At 72.4% G+C, this 16,143-nt stretch carries 14 protein-coding genes; 7 read left to right on the top strand and 7 right to left on the bottom strand.

The features are described from left to right. Positions 1 to 51 precede the first annotated feature (51 nt). The 4 genes from ACVHNB_RS05850 to ACVHNB_RS05865 form a co-directional block, all read right to left on the bottom strand. Positions 52 to 324, bottom strand: a complete 273-nt coding sequence (locus ACVHNB_RS05850) for a hypothetical protein (RefSeq protein WP_428952465.1) — start codon at positions 322 to 324, stop codon at positions 52 to 54. A 191-nt stretch (positions 325 to 515) separates the two neighbouring features. Next, on the bottom strand, positions 516 to 743 hold the full coding sequence (locus ACVHNB_RS05855; protein WP_365568750.1) for a DUF3107 domain-containing protein: 228 nt from the start codon (positions 741 to 743) through the stop codon (positions 516 to 518). Positions 744 to 900: 157 nt separating this feature from the next. Further along, positions 901 to 1,542: a TetR/AcrR family transcriptional regulator gene (locus ACVHNB_RS05860; RefSeq protein ID WP_428952464.1), complete on the bottom strand. Its 642-nt coding sequence runs from the start codon at positions 1,540 to 1,542 to the stop codon at positions 901 to 903. Positions 1,543 to 1,717: 175 nt separating this feature from the next. Further along, on the bottom strand, positions 1,718 to 1,936 hold the full coding sequence (locus ACVHNB_RS05865; protein ID WP_428952463.1) for a hypothetical protein: 219 nt from the start codon (positions 1,934 to 1,936) through the stop codon (positions 1,718 to 1,720). A 186-nt stretch (positions 1,937 to 2,122) separates the two neighbouring features. Between ACVHNB_RS05865 and ACVHNB_RS05870 the strand changes: the two genes are divergently transcribed. The 7 genes from ACVHNB_RS05870 (at position 2,123) to moeZ (ending at position 11,161) form a co-directional block, all read left to right on the top strand. Beyond that, a complete protein-coding gene (locus tag ACVHNB_RS05870; protein ID WP_456227557.1) occupies positions 2,123 to 3,151 on the top strand; it encodes an alpha/beta fold hydrolase in 1,029 nt (342 codons plus the stop codon). Positions 3,152 to 3,159: 8 nt separating this feature from the next. Continuing rightward, positions 3,160 to 4,434 carry a DUF3152 domain-containing protein gene (locus ACVHNB_RS05875; protein ID WP_456227558.1) on the top strand — a complete coding sequence of 425 codons (1,275 nt, stop codon included), beginning with the start codon at positions 3,160 to 3,162 and terminating at the stop codon, positions 4,432 to 4,434. A 200-nt stretch (positions 4,435 to 4,634) separates the two neighbouring features. Further along, positions 4,635 to 6,497: a DUF3492 domain-containing protein gene (locus ACVHNB_RS05880; RefSeq protein ID WP_428952460.1), complete on the top strand. Its 1,863-nt coding sequence runs from the start codon at positions 4,635 to 4,637 to the stop codon at positions 6,495 to 6,497. Continuing rightward, entirely contained in the window at positions 6,494 to 7,957 is a 1,464-nt protein-coding gene (locus tag ACVHNB_RS05885; protein ID WP_456227559.1) for a hypothetical protein, read from the top strand. Before ACVHNB_RS05880 ends, ACVHNB_RS05885 begins: the two co-directional genes overlap by 4 nt. 253 nt (positions 7,958 to 8,210) lie before the next feature. Next, complete coding sequence (locus ACVHNB_RS05890) at positions 8,211 to 9,182, top strand: NAD-dependent epimerase/dehydratase family protein (protein ID WP_428952458.1); 972 nt, start codon at positions 8,211 to 8,213, stop codon at positions 9,180 to 9,182. Then, complete coding sequence (locus tag ACVHNB_RS05895; RefSeq protein ID WP_428952457.1) at positions 9,170 to 9,919, top strand: spherulation-specific family 4 protein; 750 nt, start codon at positions 9,170 to 9,172, stop codon at positions 9,917 to 9,919. The genes ACVHNB_RS05890 and ACVHNB_RS05895 overlap by 13 nt, the downstream gene beginning before the upstream one ends. 63 nt (positions 9,920 to 9,982) lie before the next feature. Then, positions 9,983 to 11,161, top strand: coding sequence for an adenylyltransferase/sulfurtransferase MoeZ (gene moeZ, locus ACVHNB_RS05900; RefSeq protein WP_428952456.1), 1,179 nt, complete (start codon positions 9,983 to 9,985; stop codon positions 11,159 to 11,161). A 100-nt stretch (positions 11,162 to 11,261) separates the two neighbouring features. On the opposite strand, the gene ACVHNB_RS05905 is transcribed toward moeZ, so the two are convergent. From ACVHNB_RS05905 to hemG, 3 genes are all read right to left on the bottom strand, one after another. Further along, a complete protein-coding gene (locus ACVHNB_RS05905) occupies positions 11,262 to 12,884 on the bottom strand; it encodes an alpha/beta hydrolase (protein WP_456227560.1) in 1,623 nt (540 codons plus the stop codon). A gap of 96 nt (positions 12,885 to 12,980) precedes the next feature. Further along, positions 12,981 to 14,528: an alpha/beta hydrolase gene (locus tag ACVHNB_RS05910; protein WP_428952454.1), complete on the bottom strand. Its 1,548-nt coding sequence runs from the start codon at positions 14,526 to 14,528 to the stop codon at positions 12,981 to 12,983. A 64-nt stretch (positions 14,529 to 14,592) separates the two neighbouring features. Beyond that, positions 14,593 to 15,972 carry a protoporphyrinogen oxidase gene (hemG, locus tag ACVHNB_RS05915; protein ID WP_456227561.1) on the bottom strand — a complete coding sequence of 460 codons (1,380 nt, stop codon included), beginning with the start codon at positions 15,970 to 15,972 and terminating at the stop codon, positions 14,593 to 14,595. Between the last annotated feature and the right edge of the window lie 171 nt (positions 15,973 to 16,143).

The following is a 16,143-nucleotide window of genomic DNA, read 5'->3' on the forward strand; positions in this document are numbered from 1 at the left end:
CGGGGCCGCACAGGACACCTGTCCTGTGCGGCCCCGCCCCTCGCTCCGTGGTCAGGCGTTCGGACTCAGCCGACGGGCTCTGCCCCGGTGGGGACCGAGCAGCAGCGACAGCAGCGCCGCCGACAGCACGAGTGCGCCGACGAGCGTGGCGATCGCGTGGCCCGGTCCCAGGGCGCTGTGGGTGACGAACGCCCCGAACAGGGCGCCCGCGACTCCGGTCGGCAGCACGAGCGTGCGCGACGGGAGGCGGTCCGGCAGGCGCAGGCCTGCGGCCCAGGCGAGCGCCAGGCCGAGCAGTGCGGAGCCAAGAGCTTCGAGAAGCATGGTGGGGGTCCCTCCCGCGCGGCCAGTGGGTGCAAATCGGTCGTAGCCGGTCTACCCCTGGCACCCGGAATGCAACCCTCCCCGTATGCATTCGCTGTGCCCGCTCTGTGTACGCCGAAAGGGCCCGACGGCGATGTGCCGTCGGGCCCTTTCTCGTACTTCTCTTGTCGCTCCTCGGAGCGTGCGCAGCCCTACAGCGGGCCGAAGCCCACCTTGCGCACCGCCGGCTCGCCGATCTCCACATAGGCGAGGCGCTCGGCCGGGACCAGCACCTTGCGGCCCTTCTCGTCCGTCAGGGAGAGCAGCTGCGACTTGCCGGACAGCGCCTCGGACACCGCGCTCTCGACCTCCTCGGCGGACTGGCCGCTCTCCAGAACGATCTCGCGGGGCGTGTGCAGCACGCCGATCTTGACCTCCACGGCCTTGTCCCTCCGACGATCCGTGATGTGCGCGGACGACCGCGCGCCGTACGCAGCAAAGATTAGCCCGGTGAAGCGGGGCACCTGGTGCCCCGGCTGCACGCCAAGAGCGAACAGCCGGACGGGAACAAAAGTGCGGTGGCGTTCCGCGTGGTGCTCAGTGCTGTTCCATGCCGTGCAGCGGGAACCCCGCGATGCCCCGCCAGGCCAGCGACGTCAGCAGCTGGACGGCCTTGTCCCGCTCCACCGGGCTCTCGCTGGAGAGCCAGTAGCGCGCGACGACCTGCGAGACGCCGCCCAGGCCCACGGCCAGCAGCATCGACTCGTCCTTCGACAGCCCCGTGTCCTCGGCGATCACGTCCGAGATGGCCTCGGCGCACTGCAGGCTGACCCGGTCGACGCGCTCGCGCACCGCCGGCTCGTTCGTCAGGTCCGACTCGAAGACGAGCCGGAAGGCGCCGCCCTCGTCCTGGACGTACGCGAAGTAGGCGTCCATCGTCGCCGCCACACGCTGCTTGTTGTCCGACGTGGAGGCGAGCGCCGTGCGGACGGACTGCAGGAGCGACTCGCAGTGCTGGTCGAGCAGGGCCAGGTAGAGATCGAGCTTGCCCGGGAAGTGCTGGTAGAGCACGGGCTTGCTGACCCCGGCCCGCTCGGCGATGTCGTCCATCGCGGCCGCGTGGTACCCCTGCGCGACAAAAACTTCCTGGGCGGCGCCCAGGAGCTGGTTGCGTCGGGCACGGCGCGGCAGGCGTGTGCCCTTGGGGCGCGCTGCCTCCGTCTGCTCGATGGCTGTCACGCCGCCTCCCAAATCGTCCGTGTGCGGTGTGCGCCGCGCCGTCATCGTACTTTTGGGTAACCAAGATGTGCGCGGTGCGAGCGCAGAATTTCACGGACCGGACGACTGTGAAAGCCGCCGTAGCACGCCTTCAACCGCAAAGTGGCGCAAACTGTCGCACCCTTTGCCCAACTCGTCACCGGTAATCGTCTTCGTCGAGTGCCACGACCCGCGCCTGCTCGGCCCGGTCGGCCTCGTTCGCACCGTCCGGATCGGCCGCCTCCGCCGGTACGTCGTCCAGGTCGGGAGCGAGTCCCGTCAGTTGCTCGGCGGCGTCCGCTTCCGGGGCCTCCACGCCGATCTCCGGGGGACGGCTCTCCTCGAAGGTCTCGGGATCGCTGGGGTCGACAGTCATGAACGGCTCCCTTCCTCACCTGTGTCTCGCGTGGGCGGGTGCCCTGATATCGAGCGTAGGAGACACCCGATCGGGGCGCTATGCGATCTCCTCATGGACGGACCGATGAGCTCTGGGCAGAGTTATGAGCTGTCTGTGACGGCGAACACACGATCCCCTGCGTGATCGTCTCGTAACATATGCCGCATGTCTTCGACCGAGCCGCCGCGTGTGCCTCCCGCCATCGCCGCCGCGGTGCCCAAGCCGGGCACCGTCAGGGTCGCGGAGGGAGAGAGACTCCGCGCGGTCACTTTGCCCGGGCTCACGCTGTCGGTCCGGTCCCGGCCGGCCACGCGTGACGGGCTGCCGCCCGCGCTCTACGTCCACGGACTCGGCGGTTCCTCGCAGAACTGGTCGGCGCTGATGCCCCTGCTCGAGGACACCGTCGACGGCGAGGCCGTCGACCTCCCCGGCTTCGGCGACTCGCCGCCGCCGGACGACGGCGACTACTCCGTGACCGGACACGCGCGCGCCGTCATCCGCTATCTCGACGCGCAGGGCCGCGGCCCCGTCCACCTCTTCGGGAACTCGCTGGGCGGCGCCGTCACCACGCGCGTCGCCGCCGCGCGCCCCGACCTCGTACGGACGCTGACCCTCGTCTCGCCGGCCCTGCCCGAGATCCGGGTGCAGCGCACCGCACTGCCGACCGGACTGCTCGCCGTGCCCGGCGTCGCCGCGCTCTTCACCCGGCTGACGAAGGAGTGGACGCCGGAGCAGCGGGTGCGCGGCGTCATGGCCCTTTGCTACGGCGATCCGAACCGCGTCACGCCCGAGGGATTCCGGGCCGCCGTGGAGGAGATGGAGCGCCGGCTTCAGCTCCCGTACTTCTGGGACGCCATGGCCCGCTCCGCGCGCGGGGTGGTGAACGCGTACACGCTCGGCGGCCAGCACGGTCTGTGGCGCCAGGCCGAGCGGGTGCTCGCGCCGACCCTGCTCGTCTACGGAGGCCGTGACCTGCTGGTCTCCTATCGGATGGCGGCACGCGCGGCGCGCACCTTCCGGGACTCGCGCCTGCTGACCCTGCCGGACGCGGGGCACGTCGCGATGATGGAATATCCGGAGACGGTCGCGACGGCGTTCAGGGAACTGATCGCCGACACCGCGGCGTTGAACGAACAGCAAGATCTTCAAGCGACGGGCACGACCGTCGCGAGCACTACGGAGCCGGGGAGCTGAGGCGGCGAGTGGGACGGCACAGCCGCCGAGGACCGGCAGACAACGGCGATACCGCCGACATACCTGTAGTACCCACGATCCCCGGACCGGCCGGTCCGGGCGGATCGTCGGGCCCGGGCACCGGGCGCCGGCGCAGGATGCCCGCCGAGGCACCCGCCACCGCGCACGGGACCGCCCGGACCGGGGCATCGCCGCGGGTCCGCGGCGAACACCCCGAGCGGCGGGGGCCGGGCGCGGGCCGGGGCGCGCCCGGTGACCACGAGAGCGCCGGGCGGGGATTCACCGCGCCTGCCGGGCCGCCGCTGGTGCCGCGGCCCCGGCAGGAGTACGTCGACGCCTTCGACGACGCCCCGGGCGATCCGTACGGCTCCGTGACCGACTGGGACGACGAGGCGCCCGCGCCGTCGGGCGACCCGGCCGCGGACCCGGGATCGGCATCGGCATCGGCGGAGCCGGACGGCGCGGGCGCGAAGCGCGGGAAGGGGCTGACGTTCGCGGGGATCGCCGCCGCGGCCGTCACCACCGTGCTCGCCGTCGTCGTCGCGGGGCAGGTCACCGACGGGGGCGGTGGCGCGGCCGGCGACACACAGGCACAGGCCGCCGAAGGTACCCGCGGCCATGACGGCTCGGCCTCGCGCTCGGACGACCGGGCCACCCCGTCGAAGACCGCCCAGGCCGCTCCGGCGACGTACGCGCAGAAGATGGCCAAGAAGTACCCGCTGGCCGCGGACCTGAAGGGCTCGGGGGACTTCGAGGCCGTCCCCGGGCTGGCCAAGGCGCCGGGCCACGGACAGAAGTTCCGCTACCGCATCGACGTCGAGAAGGGGCTCGGGCTCGACGGCGACCTGTTCGCGCAGGCCGTGCAGAAGACCCTGAACGACAAGCGGAGCTGGGCCCACGACGGCGCCCGCACCTTCGAGCGGATCTCCTCCGGGAAACCGGACTTCGTGATCACGCTCGCCAGCCCCGGGACCACGGCCACCTGGTGCGCCAAGTCGGGCCTCGACACGACCGAGGACAACGTGTCGTGCGACTCCGCCGCCACCGACCGCGTGATGATCAACGCCTATCGGTGGGCGCAGGGCGCGAAGACGTACGGAGACGCGATCTACCCCTACCGCCAGATGCTCATCAACCACGAGGTCGGCCACCGGCTCGGCTACAACCACGTGACCTGCTCGCAGAACGGCGCCCTCGCGCCCGTGATGCAGCAGCAGACCAAGTTCCTGAGCTTCAACGGGATCACGTGCAAACCCAACCCCTGGGCATTTCCCAAGGGTTGACGCTCCGTAGCGTTCTGTAGCGGAACGATCTCCTAGCGCGACAGAACGTCACGCGCGCGGGAAAGTTACGACCGTTCACCCCTTTTGGTGGCGCGATGGACAACCGTCCATCGCGCCACCGGCATGTCCGCATACGTTCGTCCCGCTGCGAGCCGCCGGGCCAACGGCGGCTCCCCAGACGGGAGATCGGGGGTGTACTCGTGCGCATCGGACTGCTGACCGAGGGTGGTTACCCGTATGTGAGCGGTGAGGCCAGACTCTGGTGCGACCGGCTCGTGCGCGGGCTCGAGCAGCACGAATTCGACATCTACGCGCTCAGCCTCAGCCAGGACCAGGAGGACGCGGGCTGGCTCGCACTGCCCCCGCAGGTCAGCCGGGTGCGGACCGCGCCGATGTGGACCGGGGGCACGGGCGGCGAGGACGGCGCGCGAGGGGGCGCACTCGGGCGGCGGGCCCGGCGCCGGTTCGCCTCGCTGTACGAGGAGTTGGCCAGCGCCGTTGTCCGTGGCCCGGGCGCTGGGGCGTCCGGCACGGAAGCGGAGGCGGACCGTTTCGCCACGGCGCTGTACGGCCTCGCCGAACTCGCCCGCGACGAGGGCGCCCTGGGCTCCGCGCTCCGCTCCGAGACGGCCGTGCGCATTCTGGAGCGCGCCTGTCGTGCGCCCGGCGCACTGCGCGCCGCCCGCGCGGCCCGGGTCCCCGACCTGCTCGCCTTCGCCCGGTACGTGGAGCGCGCGCTGCGCCCCCTCTCGCTCGACTGGTACGAGGACGCCTCCGTCGGCGCCGGACTCTCCGGCGGCGGGCTCGACTCCGTCGACCTGTGCCACGCGACGTCGGGCGGGGCGGCCGCGCTGCCCGGCCTGATCGCCAAGCGGTTCTTCGGCGTGCCGCTGCTCGTCACCGAGTACGGGGTGCAGCTGCGCGCCCGCTACATCGCCGCGGGCGACGCCGAGCTGAGTGCGCCGGTGCGCGCGCTGCTCGCGGCCTTCCACGGCCTCCTCGCCGCCGAGGTCTACCGCCAGGCCGCAGTGATCACTCCGGGCAACACGCACGCCCGGCGCTGGCAGGAGCGGTGCGGCGCCGACCGCGCCAAGCTGCGCACCGTCCATCCCGGGATGGAGGCCTCGCGCTTCGCGGAGGTCGGCGAGCGGGAGGAGCCCGGGGACCCGGACACCCTCGTCTGGGTCGGGCGCGTCGACCCCTCCAAGGACCTCATCTCGCTGCTGCACGCCTTCGCCGAGATCCGCAAGGAGGAACCGAAGGCGCGGCTGCGGATCGTGGGGGCGATGCCGCCCGCGCCGGCGGGCGCGACCGACCAGGACTGTCCGACGGACCGCGAGGCCGAGGCGTACCTCGGGCACTGCAAGGCCCTGGCCGCGCAGCTCTTCCCCGACGAGGCCACGGGGATCCACGCCGTCGGCGAGAACCCGGTCTCCTTCGAGGAGCTCGGCGGACCCGAGGCGCCCGACCTCGCCGACGTCTACGGAGCGGGCGGCGTCGTCGTCCTGTCCAGCGTCGTCGAGGGCTTCCCGATCAGCCTGGTCGAGGCCATGTTCTGCGGGCGCGCGACCGTGTCCACCGATGTGGGCGCCGTCGTCGAGGTCATCGGCGGTACGGGACTCGTCGTCCCGCCGCGCAACCCGCGCGCCCTCGCCGAGGCCTGCGTGGCGCTGCTGCGCGACTCCGAGCGCCGGGAGCGGCTCGGCGCGGCGGCCCGGGCGCGCGCCCTCGAGCTCTTCACCGTCGAACAGAACGTCGAGGCATTTCACAGCATTTACCTCGAGATCGTCTCGCACTGCCCGGTACGCCGGGAGGCCGTGGACGGCGCCGGCGGCCCACTGCCGTTCGCCCATCCGCCCGAGGCCCACGTGCCGGGGCGGTGGACGGCCACGGCCGTGGGCGGCTCCGGCGGAGCGTGGCTCGCCGGCCGGTCCACCGGGGCGGGAGCCCCCAGCTGGGCGACGGACGCCGGCGCCGCCGATGACACGGCCGGCGGTGACGGCGGCGGTGAGCGGGAGCAGTTGGCCGGAGTGACACAAGGATGCGGGGAGGGTGAGGCATGAGCGGGCGTGAGAGCGCGGGGCGCGGGCCCGGCGGCGGCGTCGGGGCGGATGTGCCCCGGGCGCCGGTGAGCGCCGGAGCCTGGGGAGCCGACTCGGCGCAGGCGCTGGAGGTCCTCGCGACCGACGAACTCGCCGACCTCGACGAGGAGTTGCTCCGCAAACCCGAGGCGTGGCGGGCCGCAGGCGGCGCCGAGGGCATCGAGACCGGTCCCGTCGAGAGCGTTGCGGATCAGGCCGAGGGGGACCGCGGCGCCGACGGCGCGGCGGGGGCCGGGGGCCTGCGCGGCGAGCAGGGGTCTGCCGTGCCCGCCCCGGAGCCGCCCCGCGAGCCTCGTGCGGGCGGCGGCATCCCCGCCTCCCGCACGCCCCCACGCCGCTCGGGCGCCGACCCCGTCAAGGTCCTGATGCACCGGCACCGCGACCTGTGCGAGCGCGCCGTCGACCCGCTGGAGATCGCCGCCGGGCTCGAGGCCCACGGCATGACCGACCGGACCGCCGCCCGCTTCCGCCACAAGGACGTGTTCTCCCTCGCCGAGGAGATGTACGCGCGCGTGCCGCGCGACGGCGACCGGGACGAGCCGACGACCGCCGCGCCTGCCCCCGCCCCCACCACCGGCCGTCGTGGCGCGTGGGCCGGGCTCGCACTGCTGCCGGGAGCCGCCTGCGCACTGACGCTGCCCGCCCTGGACGCCACGACGGGCGCCACCCGGGCGGCCGTCGGCATCGGCGGCGCGCTCGCCGTCGCCGTCGCCCTGCGCACGGCCCTGCGACACGGGCCGCTGCGCGCCGGGGACGGACCGCTCGCCCCCGCGACCCGGCTGTGGGTCTGGTGGCTGCTCGCCTACGCCCTGCTCGGCGACGGCCTGCTGACCGCCGCGCTGGCCGGCGGGCCCGACGCGGCCTGGGACCCCTCGACCGCGTCGCTCCTCGCGCTCGCCGTCGCCGTGGCACCCGCGACCTGGTGCGCCCGGCTCTACGCGGCCGGGGCCCGACGCCGACTTGCCATCAGCCGCGGACTCGCCGAATTCGCCTCCTCGGTACGGCCGTTGCTCCTCGCCTCCGTCGCCCTGTTCGCTCTGTCCCTGGTGACACTGCTCGGCTTGTCCGGAGCCGCGCTCGACCAGCGCGTGGACTACGCCGGAGCGGGAGCCCTGGGCGTCCTCCTGCTGCTCGCCCGCCTCCTCGGTGTGCACGGGCGCACGCACGCCCCCGCGGTCGTGCTCGGCGCGGCCGCCGCCGTCGAGGCCCTGGCCGTCGCCTCCGTCTTCGCCGCGCGACTGCCCGGCTGCGACGCCCTCGGCGCTCCTGTCGAGGCCGCCGTCGACGCCCTGGGCGCGGGCGTCGTACCCGGTGCCGCCTGCGGTGTCGCGGCCCTGGCGCTGCTCGTCCACGCGACCCGCACGCTGACCCGGGCCTCCGCCCATGCGAGCGCCGACGGCGCGACAGGGGGTGCGCCATGACCTGCGCGACACCCGCTGCCGAGCGCGCCGTACCGCCCGCCGCATGACCAGCAACACCCCTCTCCCGCGGGGCCGACACCGCGGGCCCACCCGACGACTCACGGCAACACCCATAAGGAGAAAGCCAGATGACCACCCCTCCTCCCGGAGGCGCCGGATATGCCGGATACTCCGGACCTCACGGGCAGCGCGACACCCACGGTCCGCGCGCACGGCGCGCAGCGCGCGGAGCGCGAACCCTGGGAGGCGTCCGATGAGGGTCCTGCTGATCGGAGCCAACGGGTACCTCGGCCGCTTCGTCGCCGACCGACTCCTGGCAGATCCCGCCGTACAGCTCACCGCGCTCGGCCGGGGCGACGACGCGGACGTCCGCTTCGACCTGGCCACCGGCAGCCCGGGCGCGCTCACCCGCTTCCTGGACGCCGTCCACCCCGGGGTCGTCATCAATTGCGCCGGCGCCACCCGCGGCGGCGCCCGCGACCTCACCCGGCACAACACCGTCGCCGTCGCCACCATCTGCGAGGCCCTGCGCCGCAGCGGCTGCGGCGCCCGCCTCGTACAGATCGGCTGCGGCGCCGAGTACGGCCCGTCGCAGCCCGGCTCGTCCACCGCCGAGGACGCGGTGCCCAGGCCGGGCGGCCCGTACGGCGTCAGCAAGCTCGCCGCGACCGAACTCGTCCTGGGCTCCGGCCTCGACGCGGTCGTCCTGCGCGTCTTCTCGCCCGCCGGCCCCGGCACCCCCGCCGGATCGCCGCTCGGCAGGCTCGCCGAGGCCATGCGCCGCGCGATGCAGGCCGGTGACGGCGAACTGAAGCTCGGCGGCCTGGGCGCACAGCGTGACTTCATCGACGTACGCGACGTGGCGCGCGCCGTGCACGCCGCCTCGCTCTCCGCCGCCCAGGGCGTCATCAACATCGGCTCGGGCCGCGCCGTGCGGCTGCGCGACGCCGCCTCCGTGCTCGCCCGGGTCGCCGGCTTCGGCGGCGCCCTCCACGAACTCGACGCGCCGCCCGCCGGGCTCCGGCAATCCGTCGGCCACCCGCGCTCCGAATCCGACCACGGGATGCCGGTCCCGCCGGCCGCCGCGTACCCGTACCCCGACGGCTGCGGGAGCTGGCAGCAGGCCGATGTGCGCACGGCGCGCGACCGGCTCGGCTGGCGTCCCCGCATCAACCTCGAAGAGTCCCTCGCCGACATCTGGATGGAGGCGGCATGCCGTATCTGACTCCCACCACGACCGGCCTGTCGAGCACCGACGTACGGCTCGGCTTCGGCATCCCCGGTTTCGCCCACCCCCTCGTCGCCCCCGCGGAGTGGGCCGAACTCACCCGACCCGCAACCCCTTTGCACTGGGTCGTCCTGAATGTCGCCAACGGTCCGGGGGCCCGTCCCGACCCGCACTGCCTCGAAGCGGCAGGACGTCTGCGCAACGCCGGGGTGCGTGTCCTTGGTCACGTCGACATGACCTACGGCGCCCGGTCCTTCGGGGAGATCGTCTCGGACGCCCACCGCTTCCTCGACTGGTACCAGGTCGACGGGTTCAGCCTCGACCGCTGTCCCACCGAGCGGGCCGCGCTCCCCGAGGTCCGGCGCACCGTCACGACGCTGCGCGCGCTCGTCGACGACGCGTACATCGTGCTCGGCCACGGCACCCACCCGTACCCCGGATTCGCCGAGACCGCCGACCAGTTGGTGACCTTCTCCGGTCCCTGGAGCGACTACCGCTGGTCCCAGGTCGCCGAGTGGACCGCGGAGTATCCGCCCGAGCGCTTCTGCCACTTCGTCCACGGCATGCCGCGCGGTCACCTCGAGGAGGCGCTGCGCATCGCGCGCTGGCAGGGTGCGGGCACGATCTATTTCACGGACCGCACGGATCGCGGCGGCCCGACGGACCCCTGGGAGTCGATGCCCGGTTACTGGGACGAAATCGTCTCGCGTATCGGACCAGGTGTCTCGGAATGAAGAAGGGCGTGGCAGTGTTACAGACGGAACAACCGTACGTAGATACCGACCAACGGAGTCCCCGTGTCGCTGCCACCCCTGGTCGAGCCAGCTGCTGAGCTCACCGTAGACGAGGTCCGCAGGTACTCCCGCCACCTGATCATCCCGGATGTCGGGATGGACGGGCAGAAGCGGCTGAAGAACGCCAAGGTGCTCTGTGTGGGCGCCGGCGGCCTCGGGTCCCCGGCCCTGATGTACCTGGCCGCGGCCGGCGTGGGCACGCTCGGCATCGTGGAGTTCGACGAGGTCGACGAGTCGAACCTGCAGCGCCAGATCATCCACAGCCAGGCCGACATCGGCCGGTCCAAGGCGGAGTCCGCGAAGGATTCGGTCCTCGGCATCAACCCGTACGTGAACGTGATCCTTCACGAAGAGCGGCTCGAGGCCGAGAACGTGATGGACATCTTCAGCCAGTACGACCTGATCGTCGACGGCACGGACAACTTCGCGACGCGTTACCTCGTCAACGACGCCTGCGTGCTGCTGAACAAGCCGTACGTGTGGGGTTCCATCTACCGCTTCGACGGCCAGGCCTCGGTCTTCTGGTCCGAGCACGGGCCGTGCTACCGCTGCCTGTACCCGGAGCCCCCGCCGCCGGGCATGGTCCCCTCCTGCGCCGAGGGCGGCGTCCTGGGCGTGCTGTGCGCGTCCATCGGCTCCATCCAGGTCACCGAGGCGATCAAGGTCCTCGCCGGTGTCGGCGACCCGCTGGTCGGCCGCCTGATGATCTACGACGCCCTGGAGATGCAGTACCGCCAGGTCAAGGTCCGCAAGGACCCCAACTGCGCGGTCTGCGGCGAGAACCCGACCGTCACCGAGCTCATCGACTACGAGGCCTTCTGCGGCGTCGTGTCCGACGAGGCCCAGGAGGCGGCCGCCGGTTCGACGATCACTCCCAAGCAGCTCAAGGAGTGGATCGACGACGGCGAGAGCATCGAGATCATCGACGTCCGCGAGCCGAACGAGTACGAGATCGTCTCCATCCCGGGCGCCAAGCTGATCCCGAAGAACGAGTTCCTCATGGGCACCGCTCTGCAGGGCCTGCCGCAGGACAAGAAGATCGTCTTGCACTGCAAGACGGGTGTCCGCAGTGCGGAAGTCCTCGCCGTGCTGAAGTCCGCGGGCTTCGCGGACGCCGTGCACGTCGGCGGCGGCGTCATCGGCTGGGTGAACCAGATCGAGCCCGACAAGCCGGTCTACTGAGCGACCGCCGCGTCGTGACCTTCCCGGACGGGCCCCGCGCACTGCGCGCGGGGCCCGTCCGGCATGTCGGGGGCCCGCGACGCGCCGGAACCGGCCACGGTCAGGAGCACACCTTGCCGTCGCGCGGTATTCGCCCCTCCAGCAGATACGTGTTCACCGTCGAGTCGACACAGGAACTGCCGGAGCCGTACGCACCGTGCCCCTCGCCTTTCCACGTCAGGTCGACGCCGACGCCCTTGCCCAGCTCATCGGCCATGCGCCGCGCGCCTTCGTAGGGCGTCGCCGGATCACCGGTGTTCCCGACGACGAGCACCGGCGGCGCACCCGGCGCACTCACGTCCGGGTCGTCCCACTGCCCCGGCACCGGCCAGTCGTGGCACCAGCCCGCGGTGTCCCAGCCCATGAACTCGCCGAACACGGGGGAGATCTGGCGGAATGCCGCCAGCCGTGCCTTCGTCTGCGCCGTCGTCGGCCGTGCCTTGTCGTCCAGGCAGGAGATCGCGCGCTGTGAATGGCTCGCGGTGCCGTAATGCCCGGTCGCGTCACGGTCGTTGTAGGAGTCGGCGAGTTCGAGCAGCGCCGTCCCGTCGCCCTTCTCCGCGTCCTCCAGGGCCCTCGTCAGAGCCTGCCAACTGTTCTTGCTGTACAGGGTGACGGCCATGCCGGTGGTCGCGAGCGACTCGTTCAGCTCGCGACCGCCCGCCGTGGGCAGCGGCCGCGCGTCGAGTCGCTTCAGGAGCGCCGCGATCTCGCGCGAGCCCTCCTTCGGGTCCTTGCCGCGGGACGTGAAGTAGTTGTCGAGGGCGCGCTGGAACCCGCGGGCCTGGTTCTCGGCCTGTCCGACCCGTCCGGCCGTCGGATCGACGACCGCGTCCAGGACGAGCCGGCCGACCTTATGGGGGAACAAGTGGGCATAGATTCCGCCCAGTTCGGTTCCGTACGAGACACCCATGTAGTGCAACTCGTCGTCGCCGAGAGCCTCACGCATCAGGTCCATGTCGCGGGCCGCCTCGACGGTCGACACATGGCCGAGCAGCTCACCGGCCTTCTTGCAGCCCCGGCCGAAGTCGGCGGCGTCCTTGAGGTACGCCCTCTCCTCCGCCGCCGTGTCGGGCGTCAGGTCGACGGACTCGGCGGCCTGCGTGGCCTTGTCGCCGCGGCACCGCACCCCTTCGCTCGCCGAGACCCCGCGGGGGTCGAAACTCACCAGGTCGTAGCGCTCGCGCAGCTTCGCGTACTGCGGGGCGAAGGCCGGCAGCAGATCGACGCCGGAACCGCCCGGGCCACCGAAGTTGAACAACAGGGAGCCGAGCCGCTCGCTCCCCGGGCCCCGGGCCTCGGCGCGGATGAGAGCGAGGCCGATGGTCGGCCCGTCCGGCTTCGCGTAGTCGAGCGGGGCCTTGAGCACCGCGCACTTCCAGGCGGATCCGGGCGCGGGCGTGCTCGCGGTCCCTCTGCAACGGCCCCAGTCGAGCCGCTGGGCCGTGAGCGACCGGGGAAGAGGGGGCAGTGCGGAAGCGGAGGGGGACGTCGGAGCGGTGGAGCGCGAGGCGCTGTCGCCCGTCGACGGCTTCGGGTCGTCCCCGCTGCCGCCGCCCGGGCCGCTGCAGCCCGCGATCAGACCGGTCGTGAGCACGGCGGCCGCCGCCAGCGTGAGCGCACGGACTCCCGTTCCCGCACGTGTGCGTACGCAGGCGCGCGCACGCGAATCCCTTGGTGCCATGGCACCTCCCCCCTCAACTGCCCCCGTTCGAGAGACAGTCAGGCCATCGTAGGAGGCGGTGCGGACATTCGCTCCGGCCTGTGGACAACTCCGCGATCACGAGCAGACCGTTCCCTCTTTCGGGACCTTCCCGTCGAGGAGATAGCCGTTCACGGCGCTGTGCACGCACTTGTTCCCGCTGTCGTAGGCGCCGTGGCCCTGGCCCTTGTACGTCAGCTCGACCCCCACGCCGTCACCGAGCGCGTCCACCATCTTGCGTGCGCCCTCGTACGGGGTGGCCGGGTCACCGGTGTTGCCGACGACGAGGACCGGGGCGGACCCGGGAGCGCTGACGTCCGGGTGGTCGGCGGCGCCGTCGACGGCCCAGCCGGTGCAGCCGAGCATGCCCCAGGCCAGGTAGTCGCCGAACAGCGGGGACGCGGCACGGAACTCGGGCAGCTTCGCCTCGACGTCCTTCGTCGTGTAACGGGGCTTGTCGTCGGCGCAGTTGATGGAGACGTTGGCGGCCTGGATGTTGCTGTACTTGCCGTCCTCGTTCCGCCCGTTCATCGAGTCGGACAGCAGCATGAGGACCTTGCCGTCGCCGTCGTACGCCTGCTGGAGCCCTTCGGTGAGGTACTCCCAGAAGTCCTGTGAGTAGAGGGACTGCGCGATTCCGTTGGTCGCGGCGGTCTGCGTCAGGTCGCGCGGGAAGATCCCGGGGATGGGCTTGTCGTCGAGGTCCTCGAGCAGCTTGGCGATCTTGTCCTTGACGTCCTGGGGCGTGTCGCCGACCGGGCAGTCCTCGACCTTGGACGTGCAGTCCTTCGCGTAGTTGTCGAGGGCGAGCTGGAACCCCTTGGCCTGGCCCAGCGAGCCCTGCTCCGCGTCCTGGGTCGGGTCGACGACCCCGTCGAAGACGGCGCGGCCCACGTTCTTGGGGAACAAGTGGGCGTAGACGCCGCCCAGTTCGGTGCCGTACGAGATGCCGAAGTAGTGCAGCTTGTCGTCGCCGAGGACCTGACGCATCAGGTCCATGTCGCGGGCCGCGTCCGTGGTGCGGACGTGGGGGAGGATCTTGCCGGAGTTCTTCTCGCAGGCTCCGTTGAACGCCTTGATGTTGTCGACGAGCTTCGTCTGCTCGGAGGTGTCGTCCGGCGTCGAGTCCTGCTGGAAGTACTCGTCGAGCTGCTCGTCGTCCTCGCACTCGACGCCGGCGCTGCGGCCCACACCGCGCGGGTCGAAGCTGACCAGGTCGTAGCGGGTGCGCAGCTGGGCGTAGTCGGCGCCGAAGGCCGGCAGCGTGGTGACACCGGAGCCGCCCGGCCCGCCGAAGTTGAAGACGAGCGAGCCGATGCGCCGGTCCTGGTCGCCGCTGGCCTTCGCGCGGATCAGCGCGAGCCCGATCGTCCTGCCCTTGGGGTCGTCCCAGTCGAGGGGCGCCTTCATGGTGGCGCACTGCCACTCGGCGCCGCCCGGCAACGGGGACGGGGCGTCACCGCCGCCCTCGGACTCCGACGGCGCGGGACAGTCCTTCCAGCTCAGCGTCTGGGACGGCAGGTCCACCGCGTCCTCGGAGTCGCTGCAGGCCGCGAGCGAGGCGGACAGCAGGGCGGCGGCGGTGACGGCCAGGGCAGCGGCGCGGGGCCGGGACGGATTGGGCATGCGTCCATCCTGCGGTGACCCCGTGCGGTGCGCTCGGGCTGCGGGCTGTGCGGGTGAGGTCGCTTCAGGCGGCCGCGCCCAGGAGCCGGAGAGCCGCCGCCCTGCCGGTGGCCACACAGGCCGCGACATCCACGCCCGCGAAGGCGGCACCGCAGATGTCGACGCCGGGCAGTTCCCGTACGGCGCTGTGGATCCTGGCGACGCGCTCCATATGGCCGACGTCGTACTGGGGCAGCGCGTTCTCCCACCGCATCACATGCGCGGCCACGGGCTCGCCCACCGCGCCCAGGGCCTGACGCAGCTCTCTCACAGCGGTGCGGATCAAGTGACGGTCGGGGAGCGCCAGTTGACGCTCCTCTTCTATGTGACCCATGGAAATGCGTAACAAGAAGAGGCCCGGTTCGGCCGCGGCGAGGTGCTGCCACTTGTTGGACAGGAAGGTGACCTCCCGTGTGGCCCATCCTTCTATCGGCGGTACGACGTAGCCGTTGCCCTGAGGGATGCGCTTCGGCATCACAGCACGCGAGAAGGCCAGGGTGACCACGGCCGTCCCTGCGTGCCGGATGCTGTCCAGCTCGGCGTCGGCGCCCGGGGCGTGGGGGCGCAGAAGGGCCGCGGCGGCCGGTGCGGGCAGCGCGCAGACCACGGCGTCGGCCTCCACGACGAGCGGGCCGTCCGCGGTGGCGGCGAGGACCCGCCAGCGCCCCGAGGGAGTGCGCCGCAGCTCCTGCGCGCGCGTACCGGTCAGGATGCGCGCCCCGGAGGCCTGCGCGACCACTCGCGGCAGTCGGCTCAGCCCGCCCTGGAGCCCCTGCGCCGCAGCGCCCAGGGGCGGCGGCGCGGACCGGACCGTGCGCAGCGCCCCGATCACGGATCCGCCGTGGTCGGCCACCGCGGCGAGCCGGGGCAGCGCCGCCCGCAGCGACAGCCGGTCGGCCGAGGCGCCGTCGCGGGCGCCGACGAGCGGGGCGACGAGCCGGTCGACGGCCTCCCGGCCGATCCGTCCGGCGAGGTACTCGGCGACCGCGACGTCACGTTCGAGGCCGCGCGCGGGGAGGGCCTCCTCCCGGCGCAGCCGGTCGATCCCGCCGTCGGACAGCAGGCCGGTGCCGGTCAGCCCGGCGGGATCGACGGGGATGCCCATCACGTGTCCGCCGGGGAACGTGCGCAGGGCGCCGTTCGACCAGACGACGGTGGCCGCCCGGGCGGGATCGCGCAGCGCCTCTCCCAGCCCCACCTCGTGGACGAGGCCGACCGCCTCCGGGCGCAACGCCGTCACCGCCTCGGCCCCCACGTCGACCGGAACGCCGGCGAGGCACGCGGAACGCATCTGCCCGCCCACGCACGGGGCGCTCTCCAGGACGGTGACGTCGGTGGTCCCTCGCAGCTCCCATGCCGCGGCGAGCCCGCTGATTCCGCCCCCGATGATGATCGCTGAACGCATGACGCGTACTCCCTGCCGGGCACTCCTGGGCCCACCAGATCACGTTACGTCCGTGCCGGGAGCGGCCCGCGGGCCGAAGGTCCCTCTCCTAGGGACCCTTGTCACGCAACCAAGTCGCCTGTAGAGGCGACCCGTTGGTGAGCGCTCGAAGAGCGCTGGTCAGAGACCTGC

The sequence above is a fragment of the Streptomyces sp. YJ-C3 genome (assembly GCF_053891275.1).

Bases quoted from the DNA above. Each gene is read 5' to 3' on its own strand.
- ACVHNB_RS05850 (WP_428952465.1), bottom strand. From the start codon at position 324: ATGCTTCTCGAAGCTCTTGGCTCCGCACTGCTCGGCCTGGCGCTCGCC.
- ACVHNB_RS05865 (WP_428952463.1), bottom strand. From the start codon at position 1,936: ATGACTGTCGACCCCAGCGATCCCGAGACCTTCGAGGAGAGCCGTCCC.
- ACVHNB_RS05870 (WP_456227557.1), top strand. From the start codon at position 2,123: ATGTCTTCGACCGAGCCGCCGCGTGTGCCTCCCGCCATCGCCGCCGCG.
- ACVHNB_RS05885 (WP_456227559.1), top strand. From the start codon at position 6,494: ATGAGCGGGCGTGAGAGCGCGGGGCGCGGGCCCGGCGGCGGCGTCGGG.
- ACVHNB_RS05890 (WP_428952458.1), top strand. From the start codon at position 8,211: ATGAGGGTCCTGCTGATCGGAGCCAACGGGTACCTCGGCCGCTTCGTC.
- ACVHNB_RS05895 (WP_428952457.1), top strand. From the start codon at position 9,170: ATGCCGTATCTGACTCCCACCACGACCGGCCTGTCGAGCACCGACGTA.
- ACVHNB_RS05905 (WP_456227560.1), bottom strand. From the start codon at position 12,884: ATGGCACCAAGGGATTCGCGTGCGCGCGCCTGCGTACGCACACGTGCG.
- ACVHNB_RS05910 (WP_428952454.1), bottom strand. From the start codon at position 14,528: ATGCCCAATCCGTCCCGGCCCCGCGCCGCTGCCCTGGCCGTCACCGCC.
- hemG (WP_456227561.1), bottom strand. From the start codon at position 15,972: ATGCGTTCAGCGATCATCATCGGGGGCGGAATCAGCGGGCTCGCCGCG.